Source organism: Pseudohalioglobus lutimaris (assembly GCF_002866825.1).
Classification (GTDB): domain Bacteria; phylum Pseudomonadota; class Gammaproteobacteria; order Pseudomonadales; family Halieaceae; genus Halioglobus; species Halioglobus lutimaris.
The window spans coordinates 289,110-301,914 of record NZ_PKUS01000001.1; the positions used below are offsets into that span (position 1 = coordinate 289,110).

11 protein-coding genes and 1 pseudogene are annotated in these 12,805 nt (G+C 59.5%); 6 read left to right on the plus strand and 6 right to left on the minus strand.

The window, feature by feature from the left end; all coding sequences use genetic code 11:
* Positions 1 to 146: 146 nt before the first annotated feature.
* The 5 genes from C0039_RS01250 to bioB form a co-directional block, all read right to left on the minus strand.
* The gene (locus C0039_RS01250; RefSeq protein ID WP_075999644.1) at positions 147 to 1,940 is read right to left on the minus strand and encodes an acyl-CoA dehydrogenase C-terminal domain-containing protein; all 1,794 of its coding nucleotides are present in this window, start codon (positions 1,938 to 1,940) and stop codon (positions 147 to 149) included.
* A 203-nt stretch (positions 1,941 to 2,143) separates the two neighbouring features.
* On the minus strand, positions 2,144 to 2,812 hold the full coding sequence (bioD, locus tag C0039_RS01255) for a dethiobiotin synthase (RefSeq protein WP_101517024.1): 669 nt from the start codon (positions 2,810 to 2,812) through the stop codon (positions 2,144 to 2,146).
* The gene (bioC, locus tag C0039_RS01260) at positions 2,809 to 4,404 is read right to left on the minus strand and encodes a malonyl-ACP O-methyltransferase BioC (protein WP_101517025.1); all 1,596 of its coding nucleotides are present in this window, start codon (positions 4,402 to 4,404) and stop codon (positions 2,809 to 2,811) included. Before bioC ends, bioD begins: the two co-directional genes overlap by 4 nt.
* Positions 4,395 to 5,558 carry an 8-amino-7-oxononanoate synthase gene (gene bioF / locus C0039_RS01265; protein ID WP_101517026.1) on the minus strand — a complete coding sequence of 388 codons (1,164 nt, stop codon included), beginning with the start codon at positions 5,556 to 5,558 and terminating at the stop codon, positions 4,395 to 4,397. Before bioF ends, bioC begins: the two co-directional genes overlap by 10 nt.
* Before the next feature lie 8 nt (positions 5,559 to 5,566).
* A complete protein-coding gene (gene bioB / locus C0039_RS01270; RefSeq protein ID WP_075999648.1) occupies positions 5,567 to 6,613 on the minus strand; it encodes a biotin synthase BioB in 1,047 nt (348 codons plus the stop codon).
* A gap of 67 nt (positions 6,614 to 6,680) precedes the next feature.
* Between bioB and C0039_RS21490 the strand changes: the two are divergent.
* The 6 genes and pseudogenes from C0039_RS21490 to C0039_RS01295 form a co-directional block, all read left to right on the plus strand.
* Positions 6,681 to 6,875 (plus strand): annotated as a pseudogene (locus C0039_RS21490) (double zinc ribbon domain-containing protein); the annotation flags it as partial.
* A 36-nt stretch (positions 6,876 to 6,911) separates the two neighbouring features.
* The gene (locus C0039_RS01275; RefSeq protein ID WP_101517027.1) at positions 6,912 to 7,403 is read left to right on the plus strand and encodes a ComF family protein; all 492 of its coding nucleotides are present in this window, start codon (positions 6,912 to 6,914) and stop codon (positions 7,401 to 7,403) included.
* A gap of 8 nt (positions 7,404 to 7,411) precedes the next feature.
* Positions 7,412 to 8,092, plus strand: coding sequence for a molybdate ABC transporter substrate-binding protein (gene modA / locus C0039_RS01280; RefSeq protein ID WP_165787004.1), 681 nt, complete (start codon positions 7,412 to 7,414; stop codon positions 8,090 to 8,092).
* A gap of 11 nt (positions 8,093 to 8,103) precedes the next feature.
* Positions 8,104 to 8,769, plus strand: coding sequence for a molybdate ABC transporter permease subunit (gene modB / locus C0039_RS01285; protein WP_423810678.1), 666 nt, complete (start codon positions 8,104 to 8,106; stop codon positions 8,767 to 8,769).
* Positions 8,766 to 9,854, plus strand: coding sequence for a molybdenum ABC transporter ATP-binding protein (gene modC / locus C0039_RS01290; protein WP_075999651.1), 1,089 nt, complete (start codon positions 8,766 to 8,768; stop codon positions 9,852 to 9,854). Before modB ends, modC begins: the two co-directional genes overlap by 4 nt.
* Complete coding sequence (locus C0039_RS01295) at positions 9,851 to 10,828, plus strand: serine/threonine protein kinase (RefSeq protein ID WP_101517029.1); 978 nt, start codon at positions 9,851 to 9,853, stop codon at positions 10,826 to 10,828. Before modC ends, C0039_RS01295 begins: the two co-directional genes overlap by 4 nt.
* A gap of 462 nt (positions 10,829 to 11,290) precedes the next feature.
* Here C0039_RS01295 and C0039_RS01300 read toward each other — a convergent pair whose 3' ends face one another.
* Positions 11,291 to 12,691 carry an FAD-binding oxidoreductase gene (locus C0039_RS01300; protein ID WP_243391524.1) on the minus strand — a complete coding sequence of 467 codons (1,401 nt, stop codon included), beginning with the start codon at positions 12,689 to 12,691 and terminating at the stop codon, positions 11,291 to 11,293.
* Positions 12,692 to 12,805 lie beyond the last annotated feature (114 nt).

Below are 12,805 nucleotides of genomic sequence, written 5' to 3' on the forward strand. Positions count from 1 at the left end.
GCTCGGAGCGTTAAGCGGGTGCGGCAGGCAATGTCTGTAATGCTGTGCAAGAAAACAAAAAAAGGGGAAGAACACTAGCGCATTCTCCCCCCGTAAGTGGGGATTGTCACCCCCTTAAGGAAGCGACAATCCCTGCAGCAACTGAATCAGATGGCGAACAGTTCCTCGGGCATCTGCATAAGGCTGTCGGCCCCGGCTACCATAGTTGTCTTCAGCGACTCGGTGCGCGGTAACAAGCGTTCAAAGTAGAACTTCGCTGTCATCAGCTTGGCCTCATAGAAAGACGTGTCACCGTTGGCTTCTGCAATCTTCTGCCTGGCAACAATCGCCATTCTGGCCCAGAAATATGCAACGGTGATGTACCCGGAGTACATGAGGTAATCCACTGCGGCAGCGCCGGCTTCATCCGGGTTCTCCATGGCGGCTTCGCCTATCTGCATTGATACGCCCAGCCACTCATCTTTCTTGGCCTTCAGCACATCCAGGAACACCTTGTCTTCTTCGTTGGTATTGGCTTCGCAAAGCTCATCAATCATGGCGGTGAACTGCACGAGGAGCTTGCCACCAGAGCCGATCACCTTGCGCCCGATCAGGTCCATGGCCTGAATACCGGTCGTGCCCTCATACAGCATGGCAATGCGGCAGTCGCGAACGATCTGCTCCATGCCCCATTCCTTGATGAAACCGTGACCACCGTAGACCTGAACGCCATGGTTGGCGGCCTCAAAGCCCACTTCAGTCATGAAGGCTTTGGCGATAGGCGTCAGCAGCGACATCAGGTCATCGGCCGCCTTGGCTTCTTCCTCGCTGCCCTTGTCGACAACGTCGCCCTGCATGGCGAGAAAATACAGCATGGCGCGACTGCCTTCAGCAAATGCCTTCTGGGTCAGCAGCATGCGGCGTACATCGGGGTGGACAATAATCGGGTCGGCAGGTCCGTCGGGGTTTTTCGGCCCGGTGAGACTACGCATCGCGAGGCGCTCCTTGGCATAAGCCAGCGCACCCTGGAAGGACAACTCCATGTGCGCCAGACCCTGTGCCGCGGTGCCGACTCTAGCCGTGTTCATAAACGTGAACATACAGTTCAGACCACGATTTTCAGGACCAATCAGGTAGCCCCTGGCGCCATCAAAGTTGAGTACCGCAGTGGCGTTGCCATGGATACCCATCTTGTGCTCGATAGAAGCACAGTGGACACCGTTGCGTTCACCAAGGCTGCCGTCTTCGTTAACGTTTACCTTGGGGACAATAAACAGGGAGATTCCCTTGGTACCTTCAGGCGCATCAGGGAGACGAGCCAGCACGATGTGAACGATGTTGTCCGTCATGTCGTGCTCACCGGCAGAAATGAATATTTTCTGCCCGGTGATAGCGTAGGAACCGTCGGCTTGCGGTTCCGCCTTCGTACGCAGCAAGCCCAGGTCCGAGCCGCAGTGGGACTCGGTCAGGCACATCGTGCCTGTCCACTCGCCGGAAACCAGACGGGTAAGGTAGGTCTCTTTTTGCTCGGGAGTACCGTGCTCTTCAATAGTCTTGACCGCACCGTGGGAAAGTCCCGGGTACATCAGCCAGGCCCAGTTGGCGGAGCCAGCCATCTCGTTGATGACAATGCCCAGCGCGCTGGGCATGCCCTGCCCACCGTGTTCAACGTCGGCGCTCAGGGCCGGCCAGCCATTTTCAACGTACTGCTGGTAGGCTTCTTTAAAGCCCGTGGGTGTGGTCACGCCACCTTCGCTCCATGTACAACCTTCTTCGTCGCCCGACTGGTTGATGGGAGAGAGAACACCTTCGCTGAACTTGGCGCCCTCTTCGACAATTGCATTCATTAAATCTGTGGTGGCTTCTTCATAGCCGGGTAGCGTCTGGAACAGTTTCTCTGCTTCCAGAACTTCATTCATTACGAAACTTATATCGCGCAGGGGCGCCTTGTACTCTGGCATGACTCTTACCTCTTTGGATAGTTGGCCTCATTGACGGTGAATGCCATCTGCTGGAGACCATGTGTGCAGTGCTCACATTAGGCCGAAATCGCCCCGAAAGTCAAATACCTTTTCGGCTTAGCGCCGACCAGGCCGTGGAAATCTGGTTATAAGTGACGGGCTGGACGCCCGGCTATCGCTAATAAAGTAAGCGCTTACTATTCCTATAGCTGTTGTAAATCAATACTACCTGCGGCGATGTCTGCACTCCAGGGAACGAGATGGGGAACTTCGCCCAGACACGGTGCAGGCAACATTCGCTGCAGCGTTTCCAGGTTTTCCCGGTAACAGTTCATCTCCCCGGCGGGCTGGTTGGCGATCCACCCCGCCAGTTTGAGCCCATCACGGCGTATCGCTTCGGCAGTGAGTAGTGCGTGGTTGATACAGCCGAGTCGCATGCCGACAACCAGGATCACTTCAACCTGCAGCTGCGCCGCCAGGTCAGCCAGTGTTTCGCGCGGGGAGATGGGCACCCGCCACCCGCCTGCTCCTTCTATGAGAATGAAGTCAGCACCCGATAGCATCACACCCCGGCACAAGCCGGCGAGGCGAGACGCCTGCACAGTTTTCCCCGCCCGGGCAGCAGCTATATGAGGTGCGATAGCGGGTTCCAGGGCAACAGGGTTGACCTGGGCGTAGTCCAGCTCAGCCGTCATTGCCGCCATAAGCTGCAGGGCGTCTTCATTGTGGCCGCTGGGATCACACCCTGCGGCGACAGGCTTTACCGCAGCCGTTTTGAAGCCTTGTGCCGCCGCGGCGCGCAGCAGCGCACAACTGACTGCTGTTTTGCCCACCTCCGTATCCGTGCCGGTTACAAAAAAGGTCCTGCTCATGTTTTCTCCAGAATGCCAAAATAGACTTCGTAGCTGGCAGGCAACAGGCCATCCTCGCGCCACGCTTCATAGGCCTGCATCATTCCCTGTAACGCCCGCCTGCCGGTTAACCCGGACGGACGATCACGATTTACATTATGTGCGCCCAGTGTCTTCAGTTCAGACAGTAACTCACGCACGCGGCGATACTGCATGCAGTAGGATCGGGAAGTCAGCATGAAGGAGACGTCCGGGCAGGACGAGGCTGCAGATCGCAACACGTCCGCATGCAGAAAAGTGTTCACGTGCTGGTGTTGGTCCACTGCGCCCCACGAGGCCCGCAGCTCCCGCAGCGTATCGGGCCCCAGTGAAGTGAACACGCAGCGCCCGCCGGGGCGCAGCACACGCGCCAGCTCGGCAAACAACAACTCGGGGCGCTGGCACCATTGCACGGCCAGGCTGCTGAAAACCAGGTCTACAGAGGACGCTGCCAGGGGCAATGCCTCGGCATCTCCAACCAGCCAGTGGTGCGCATCCGGGTAAGCACCGCGAGAGAACCGGGTCATGCCCTCGGCCAGATCCAGGCCCAGATAGGTGGCACCAGGGTATCGCGCCTGCAGCTCAGGAAAAAAATACCCGGTGCCGCTACCCAGATCGAGGACAGTCCCGGGCGTCTGCGGCACAGCGTCCAACGTCGCCAGCAATGCGGCGCCTACATCGCGCTGCAGCTGTGCGACGGAATCGTAATCCTGCGCCGCACGACTGAAAGACAGGGCCACATCTTTCTTGGCCAGAGACTGTTCTGTGCAAACATGCTCACCGGGCCGGAGGCCCTGCTCGCCGATAAAGGCAAGGATACGAGCAGCGATCGGGGCAGCAGCCTCCAACGGCGCCAGATGAGAGCTGCCTTCCAGTACGGTCACTTCTGCAACAGGGCACTCAGCCAGCAGATCGGGCAGGGCTTCAACCAGGGTGGCCGGCACCAGCGCGTCCTCGCTTCCCAGCAGGTGCAACTGGGGTTGTAACAGGGAGCTGCAGTGTTCGCGCAAATCGAGTTGGGCCAACCAGTCCAGTCCCACGGTCAGCCCACCGCCGACATCTGCGGCGCGTTGATTCTGCAGGTTACGCAGCAGGCCTCGCGGCTGGGAAGCGCCCGCAACCTGCAGGCTGTCGAATCGGCGCAGTGCTTTACCGGGGTCGACGCCGGCAGACGCCCTAAACTGCTCGAGAAGCTGCGCTTCCATGCCCGGCCAGCCCTCTGCCGCGACGAAACACGGGTTGCTACACACCGTCACCACCGCCGCAACGCGCCGGGACGACCGCTGCGCCAGGGCGATGGCAAGCTGACCACCCAACGACCAGCCCAGGTAAAGCGCACGTTCGGGAGCAACCTGCAGAATTGACTCGAGCAGGCCATCAACTCCTGAGTCGGGCCCTGGCACCCCGGGGGCCAGACCGGGTATATCAAACAGGGTGATATTGGCCCAGGGGCGCAGCAAGGCCACCAGCGGTCGCCAGATTTCCCGGCTACAGCCCCAGCCGTGCAGCAGCACCACATCCTGCAGAGGGTTTTCTGTCGCCGGAAGATATTCGGGCTGCAGGCTTAACTGCATTGACAGCGCCCCAGCTCCTCCAGCAGGCGGTCGACCTGCTGTTCACTGTGCCCGGCACTGAGAGTAATACGTAGACGCGAGGTCCCCGCCGGCACTGTCGGCGGACGGATAGCACCGATAAGCAGACCACGTTCGCGTAACTGGCGGCTCAGCTCAACCGCCCTGGCCGCTTCACCACATAGCAGTGGCTGGATAGCGCTGTTTGAATGCATCAGCGCCAGACCGAGCTCGGCAGCACCACGGCGGAAGCGTGCGATCAGCTGATGCAGGTGTTCCCGCCGCCATGACTCCTCCCGCAGCAAATGCAGGGCCGTCAGCGCTGCCGCTGCAACTGCCGGGGGTATTGCTGTCGTGTAAATGTAGTTACGCGCCTGCTGGATCAGTCCTTCAATCAACAGTTCGTCGCCGGCGACGAACGCGCCGGCACTGCCCAGCGCCTTGCCGAGTGTTGCCATCAGTACCGGCACATCACCGCTGCCCAGGCCCGCCGCCTGTACGCTACCGGCACCGTTATCGCCCATTACACCAAAGCCGTGGGCATCATCCACCATCAGCCAGGCCTGTTCGCGACGGCAAAGTGCTGCTAGCCGGGCGAGAGGCGCTGAATCGCCGTCCATACTGAACACGCCGTCCACGACTACCAGCTTGAGACCCTGGGCAGCAGCAAGACGGCGCTGCAGGTCGGCAACATCGTTGTGGGCAAAGCGCCGGAAGCGAGCACCGCTGTGCAGCCCCCCGTCCAGTAACGAGGCGTGATTTAGACGGTCCTGGAAGACATGGTCACCGGGCTGCAGTAACGTTGTCAGTGTGCCTGTATTGGCAGCAAACCCGGAGGAAAACAGCAGCGCCCGCCCACGGCCAGTCAGCTCCGCCAGGGCCTCTTCCAACGCCCGGTGAGGATGGCTGTGGCCACATACCAGATGGGAGGCGCCACTGCCTACTCCGTAAGCGCTCGCAGCGCGCTGAAAACTTTCTATAACCTTGGGGTGCGCAGCCAGGCCCAGATAGTCGTTGCTGCAAAAATTGAGGTATTCCTTGCCGTCGACGCGCACGACCGGCCCCTGGGCAGACTCCAGCGTCAGGCGCTGACGATACAAGCCCTGCTGTCGACGCTCTGCAAGGACGGCGCCAAGTCGCTGTTCAAAACCGACCACGTCACGGCTCAGGCGCTGGTCGCCGTTGCGTCGTAGAAGCGGGGACTGGGGTCCTGTGGCGCCTGCTCAAGCTCCAGTGACTCCGTGTTGATACCCAGGCGACCGAACAGGGCCATATCAGTATTTGCACGTGGGTTAGGCGTGGTCAGCAGCTTTTCACCATAGAAAATAGAGTTGGCTCCAGCAAAATAAGCCAGTGCATGCATTTGTTCGTTCATTTCTTCGCGGCCCGCGGAAAGGCGCACGTGAGACGCGGGCATCAAGATTCGCGCCACGGCGATGGTGCGAATGAACTCGAACGGATCCAGGTCCGCTTCATTCTCCAGCGGCGTACCCTCTACCCTAACCAGCATATTGATGGGCACGCTCTCCGGATGCTGATGCAGGTTAGCCAGCTGCTGCAGCATACCTGCACGATCGGTTTGTTGCTCGCCCATACCGACAATGCCGCCGCTACAAATCTTCATGCCGGAATTGCGCACGTGATCCAGCGTATCCAGGCGGTCCTGGTAAGTACGAGTGGTGATGATGTCGCCATAGAACTCTGGCGAGGTATCCAGATTGTGGTTGTAGTAATCCAGCCCTGCCTCGGACAGCTCTTCCGCCTGCTCGTTGGTGAGCATGCCCAGGGTCATGCAGGTCTCCATACCCAGCTCTCGCACACCCTTAACCATGGCGACCACGTGGGGCATGTCACGGGGTTTGGGGCAGCGCCAGGCGGCACCCATGCAAAAGCGGGTAGAGCCCGCGGCCCGGGCGGCCTTCGCCTGTTCCAGCACCTTCTCAACCTCCATCAGCTTCTCAGCTTCCAGGCCCGTGTCATAGCGGGTGCTCTGGGGGCAGTATGCGCAATCCTCAGGACAGGCGCCGGTTTTGATAGAAAGCAATGTGCTCACCTGCACCTGATTCGGGTCAAAATAGGCACGGTGCAAACTGTGGGCCCTGAACAGCAAGTCATTGAATGGCAGGGCAAAAAGTGCCTCCACCTCCTCGCGAGTCCAGTCGTGGCGAATGTCTTCGGGGCTGGACGCAGAATCAGCGGTGGCTGTGTGCATAGGGAACCCAATGAATAGCAATAAAAGGAAGCCGCAATGATACCCACCGCCCCTGCGCTGTCAACCAATGACCCTGATCGTGGTTAACAGGATTTTACCCGCCCTGCTGGGTGGCCTTTTCCCAAATCACTGTTGCCTATGCCAATGGCGGTGCCCCGGTGCACAACCCCTGTGCGATGGTTGCCGCAGCGAACTCCTTGCAAATTCAGTTCCATGCCAGCGCTGCGCCCTGCCCCTGGCAACGAGTTCCTCTGCCCTATGCGGGGCGTGCCTGCAACATCCCCCGGACTTCGATCGGGTGGTTGCACCCTGGCTTTACGGTGAATACCTGGCGTACCTGTTACGTTGCTGGAAGTTCGAGGGGGAGCAGCGCCTCACACCACTGCTCGCCGGGCTATGGCGGCAGCAGGTACCAACTCCTCCTGAGGTGGATGCGATTGTCCCCGTGCCGCTGCACTGGCTACGACAATGGCGGCGGGGTTACAACCAGGCAGAACTACTGGCCAGGGCACTACAACAGTATTGGCCGGGGCTTGTGGTTGACACTGGCCTGCTGCTGCGCAACCGGCCCACCCGAGCGCAATCGGGAATGAATGCGCTGCAACGGTCACGCAACCTGAGTGAAGCCTTTACTGCACGCAATCGTTGTGCCAACCTCCGCGTGGCCGTAGTGGACGACGTACTGACCACCGGCGCCACCGCTGGCGAGGTCGCCAGAACGCTCAAAAATGCGGGCGCGTCACATGTAGAAATATGGTGCCTGGCCCGCACGCCCTCACCGGGAGACTAAGCAAAATCATGCAGCGCGTCATCACCTTGCTGGTGATTCTATTCAGCCTCCCGGTAACAGCCAGTGAGCCGCTTCGCGTGGCTGTAGCGGCTAATTTTCGCGGCACCCTGGACACCCTGAATGCGCAATACACCCGGCAAACTGGCCAGCGGATCCTGGTGTCCAGCGCATCCAGCGGTGCGCTGGCCAACCAGGTCATTCATGGCGCCCCTTTCGACCTTTTTTTTAGCGCAGACAAGGCAACGCCGGAGAAGCTGGTCCAGCAGGGCTACGGCATGCAATCGCAGTGCTATGCCCGGGGCAGCATGGTCCTGGCGGGAGGAGACCTCAGCGCCCTCTCCAACCCGGAACTTACGCTGGCAATCGCCAACCCGGCCACCGCGCCCTACGGCAGGGCAGCTATGGAAGTTCTGGCCCGCCCGGGTTATGACAGTGAACGTCCGCTGGTACGCGGCAACAACGTTTTGCAGGCCTTTCAGTTCTGGCGCGCTGGCGCTGTGGACCTGGCCCTGGTGGCGAAGGCCCTGGCTCCCAATGCCACGCCCGTTCCAGCGCAGTGGTATCAACCACTTGACCAACATCTGGCTATACTGCGTGACTCTCCGGAGGCACGCGCCTACCTGCAGTGGCTGGGAAGTGATACCGTGCGCCAGATGATCAACAACGCCGGCTATTTACCTTGCCCCTGAGCCCCTCTGAAATGGACGTGATCGGCCTGACTGCGGCCCTGGCTGGGACCACCACCTTTATTCTACTGCTTGTCGGCACACCCCTGGCGTGGTGGCTGGCAACCCGAAACAGCAACGCTTCAGCCCTGGTTGAGTCATTGGTGGCCCTGCCGCTAGTGCTGCCGCCCACCGTGCTGGGCTTTTACCTGCTGCTGGCGCTGGCCCCCGACTCGCCGCTAGGCCAGTTGTGGCAGCAGCTTACCGGCACCCGCCTGGCCTTCAGCTTCAGCGCACTGGTCATCGGCTCCGTCGTCTACTCACTGCCGTTTGTAGTGCAACCTTTACAGTCCGCATTCCAGAATCTACCCGCCGGCATGTTACAGGCAGCAGCGACTCTGGGTGCCAACCCCCTGGACCAGTTTCGCAACGTGGTATTCCCTATGACCCGACGCAGTTTTGTCACGGCGGCGAGCCTGGGTTTTGCCCATACGGTGGGCGAATTCGGCGTTGTCCTTATGATTGGCGGGAATATACCGGGAGAGACACAGGTGCTTTCTATCGCACTCTTCGACAAGGTGGAAACGCTGCAGTTTGATGAAGCACATCGTCTCGCAATCGGCCTGGTGGCTTTCTCCCTGGCCCTGCTTTTCCTCATATACCGTAAAAATGGCCCTGCCGCCTGGCGGGTCAGGACATGAGCCTGGAACTCGACGTGCGTTGCGCAGGCCAGCACGGTTTCTACCTGGACGTGGCCTGCCGAATTCCGGGTCAGGGTGTCACTGCGCTATACGGGGCCAGCGGCAGTGGCAAGAGCACCCTGCTGGACTGCATTGCCGGGCTGCGCGAACCGGACCAGAACAGCCGCATTCACTTCCGCGGCGAAGACTGGTTCTCTGGCGGTAAGGGCTTACCCGCGTGGCAAAGGCGCATCGGTTACGTGTTTCAGGACGCGCGCCTGTTTTCCCATCTAACGGTAGCGGGCAACCTGGACTTCGCCAGGCGACGTGCAAAGGGCAGCCAACCGTTGGGGCAATCGCGCCTGGTAGAGATACTCGGCCTGGGTGACCTGCTGCAACAAAAACCAGAAACGCTTTCCGCCGGCCAGAAGCAGCGCGTCGCTATCGGCCGCGCCTTATGCAGCGGGCCACAGTTGCTGCTGCTGGACGAACCCCTGGCCAACCTCGACCATAGAGCCAGCGCCGAGTGCCTGTCGCTGTTGCAAGAGCTGGCACAGCAACTGGATCTCCCCATGCTTTACGTGAGCCACGATATCGAGGAAGTGAGCCAGCTCGCCGACCATCTGCTGTTGCTGGAGAACGGAAAACTTCAGAACCAGGGTTCGCTACTGGCTCTCTCCTCCCGCCTGGATACTAACCTGGCCCACGAGGAGCAGGCCGCTGCAATACTGCTCGGCACTATCAGCGCGCAGGACGACGCTTTCGCACTTACTGAGGTGTCTGTGGAGGGCCAGACGCTGCAGGTAAACCGGCTTCCGCTGGTGATCGGCGCAAAGCGTCGATTGCGCATACCCGCAAGGGACGTATCAATTTGCCTTGAGCAACCCAGGCAGACCAGCATCCTCAATATTCTTCCCGTGACGATTGTTGAGATCGAGGCATGCCATGGCGCCCGTCTGCTGCTGCGCCTTGCCCTTGGCGAACAATTCCTCCTCGCCCGTATCACCAGAAAATCTGCAGAGCGCCTCAGCCTGGCTGTGGGCGATAACGTCTTCGCACAGATCAAGAGCGTGGCACTGCTTTCAGAGGCGGGAGACACCCAATGAACCAACACCCCTACGACCAGCTGACCCCCGACACTGTCATCGACGCGGTGGAGTCTACCGGTCGCCTGTCCGACGCCCGCCTGCTGGCCCTGAACAGCTATGAAAATCGTGTATACCAGGTAGGTATTGAAGACGACAAACCGCTGATCGCTAAATTTTATCGCCCCGAGCGATGGAGCCGTGAGCAGATTCTGGAAGAACACAGCTTCAGTCTGGAATTGCAGGAAGCGGAAATATCCGTGGTGGCGCCGCTGGTAGACGATAATGACACCAGCCTGCACTCGTATCAGGACTTCCAGTTTGCGCTGTTCATCCGCCGCGGTGGCTACCCACCAGAGTTGGACAATATGGACAATTTACTGGTTTTAGGCCGCACCCTTGGACGCATACATGGTGCCGGTAAAGCTAAAAAGTTTGCCCATCGCCAGCGCATCTGTATACAGCGGATGCTGGCGGAGAACAGGGAGTTCCTGCTGCGTGACTTCATCCCTCGCGAGCTGCGCCCGGCCTATGAGTCGCTCACGCTTGATTTACTACACGCGGTTGAGCAACAGTACCGGCCCGCGCCTGAAGACGAGATTCGCCTTCACGGTGACTGTCATGTGGGCAATATCCTCTGGCGAGACGACGTCGCCCATTTCGTCGACCTGGACGACTGTGTAATGGCGCCCGCCATTCAGGACCTGTGGATGTTCCTCAACGGTGAACGCCACGAGCGCGAGTTGCAATTGAGCGAGTTGATTGAGGGCTACTCGGAGTTCTGTGACTTCGATGCGGCGCAGTTGCGCTGGATTGAACCGCTGCGCACGCTGAGGTTGGTCAATTATGCGGCCTGGGTGGCCCGCCGCTGGGAGGACCCGGCGTTTCCGAAGGCGTTTACCTGGTTCAATACGGAGCGTTACTGGGCAGAGCATATCCTCGAGCTGCGCGAGCAGTTAGCGGCGTTGCAGGAAGAGCCGTTGCGGCTGCTCTGAATCTTCAATTCACCGAATTCTACCAGTTTGGTGTTTTCATATGACTGGCCACCGAGCCCTGCGCATGACAGCCCCCTTTGTGGACCGCAAAGGCGCGCCATCCATGGCTGCTTGACTCCGGGCATCCATGCCCTCCGACATCCCCAAAGGGGGCTGCCATCCACATGCCTCTAAGCTGAAAAAGGAGCATCGCATTCCTCACAGATATTGAAACATTGGCCTGGGGCAAGAACGGAAACAGAGTTGCGTGAACGGGAATAGCGTCTTCCGGGGACGTCCGAGCACAGGGACGTGCGAGGCCGAGCTGCCATGGATGGCGCCTTTTGCGTTCCCCGGAAGACGCTATTGCCGTTCGCGCGACTCGGCAACTCGGCAACTCGGCAACTCGGCAACTCGGCGACTCGGCGACTCGGCGACTCGGCGACTCGGCGACTCGGCGACTATAGACCGACCCAACCAGAACTAAAGATCAAAAATTTTCCCGGGATTCATTATCCCCTGCGGATCAAACGCCAGTTTGATCTGCTTCATGATGTCGATCTCCAGCGGCGAGCGCGAATACTGCAGGTAGTCCTTCTTCAACAACCCGACCCCATGCTCGGCGGATACCGAACCACCGTAACGCTGCACTATTTCAAACACCCACTTCGACACCTCTCCACATTGTTCGCGGAACGTGTCCACACCCAACGCCTCAGGTTTGAGAATGTTGAGGTGAACATTGCCGTCGCCGATATGACCGAACCAGATGATTTCGAAATCCGGGTACTTGCTGTTAACTACCGCTTCCACCTCGGCGAGAAAGTCGGGGACCCTGGAGATGATCGTGGAGATGTCGTTCTTGTAGGGCGTCCAGGGCGTTATCGTCTCGGAAATATCTTCGCGCAAACGCCACAGGTTTTCTGCCTGGGCAACACTCTGGCTCACCGTACCGTCTTCAACCCAGCCCTGCTCCAAACAATGCTCAAACAGCGCCATGGCTTTCTCCAGCGCGCGCTCATCGCCCTGCTCAAATTCCAGCAGCGCATAGTACTCAGTGACGGTTGCAAACGGGCGCTGCAGGTCCTGATGGGCGACCACCTTGCGCAGTGCCAGCTCGGAGAAGAACTCGAAAGCTGATAACTGCATCTCGCCCTGGAAAGCCGTCAGTACGTGCATAACAGCGCGCATATCGGGAACACCCAGGACCATAACGGCCAGGTCCCCGGGTGCTCGATCCAGTTGCATGGTGGCCTCTACCACGATGCCCAATGTGCCCTCCGCACCGATCACCAGGTGGCGGAGATCATAGCCTGCATTGTTTTTAATCAGGCCGCGGTTCAGGTCGAGCAGCTCGCCCGTGCCGGTGACCAGTTTCAATCCGGCGACCCAGTCCCGTGTCATACCGTGGCGAATCACCTTGATGCCGCCGGCGTTAGTGGAAATGTTACCGCCTATCTGGCTGGAACCCGAGGAAGCGAAGTCAACTGGATAATACAGACCCCGGTCTTCAGCAAACTGCTGTAATTGCTCGGTGACCACACCGGGGCCACAGCGCACAGTACGATCTATCGGATTGAAGCCCTCAATACGGTTCATGCGATCCAGGGCGACAACCAGCTCGCCGTTGATGGCCACGCTACCCGCGCTCAAACCGGTGCGCCCGCCGGAAGGCACCAGGGCGAGCTGGTGTTCTGCTGCTATTCGCACGATCGCCTGCACTTCCTCTATGCTGCCCGGCAGTAGCGCAGCCGCGGGTGAGGGCTGGTGAAAACGTGTCCAGTCCTGTCCGTAGTGCTGTAGATTTTCGGCGTCGGTCAACACCCTGGACTCGCCCACAATGGCCTGCAGAGCGGTGAGAATTTCGATGTCGAACTGGGCCACGGGGTGCTTCCTCCGGTATTTTTCACGGGCGGCAGATTCAGGGGGCGCGTATGGTACCATACGCGCCTTTTTTCCGGCCCCGGTTACCTCGCAGGGCTTTTAACCACACAGGAT

Excerpts from the sequence above, each read along its gene's own strand:
- bioC (WP_101517025.1), bottom strand. The coding sequence starts at position 4,404 with ATGCAGTTAAGCCTGCAGCCCGAATATCTTCCGGCGACAGAAAACCCT.
- modA (WP_165787004.1), top strand. The coding sequence starts at position 7,412 with ATGCAGCGCGTCATCACCTTGCTGGTGATTCTATTCAGCCTCCCGGTA.
- bioD (WP_101517024.1), bottom strand. The coding sequence starts at position 2,812 with ATGAGCAGGACCTTTTTTGTAACCGGCACGGATACGGAGGTGGGCAAA.
- bioB (WP_075999648.1), bottom strand. The coding sequence starts at position 6,613 with ATGCACACAGCCACCGCTGATTCTGCGTCCAGCCCCGAAGACATTCGC.
- modC (WP_075999651.1), top strand. The coding sequence starts at position 8,766 with ATGAGCCTGGAACTCGACGTGCGTTGCGCAGGCCAGCACGGTTTCTAC.
- C0039_RS01295 (WP_101517029.1), top strand. The coding sequence starts at position 9,851 with ATGAACCAACACCCCTACGACCAGCTGACCCCCGACACTGTCATCGAC.
- C0039_RS01250 (WP_075999644.1), bottom strand. The coding sequence starts at position 1,940 with ATGCCAGAGTACAAGGCGCCCCTGCGCGATATAAGTTTCGTAATGAAT.
- modB (WP_423810678.1), top strand. The coding sequence starts at position 8,104 with ATGGACGTGATCGGCCTGACTGCGGCCCTGGCTGGGACCACCACCTTT.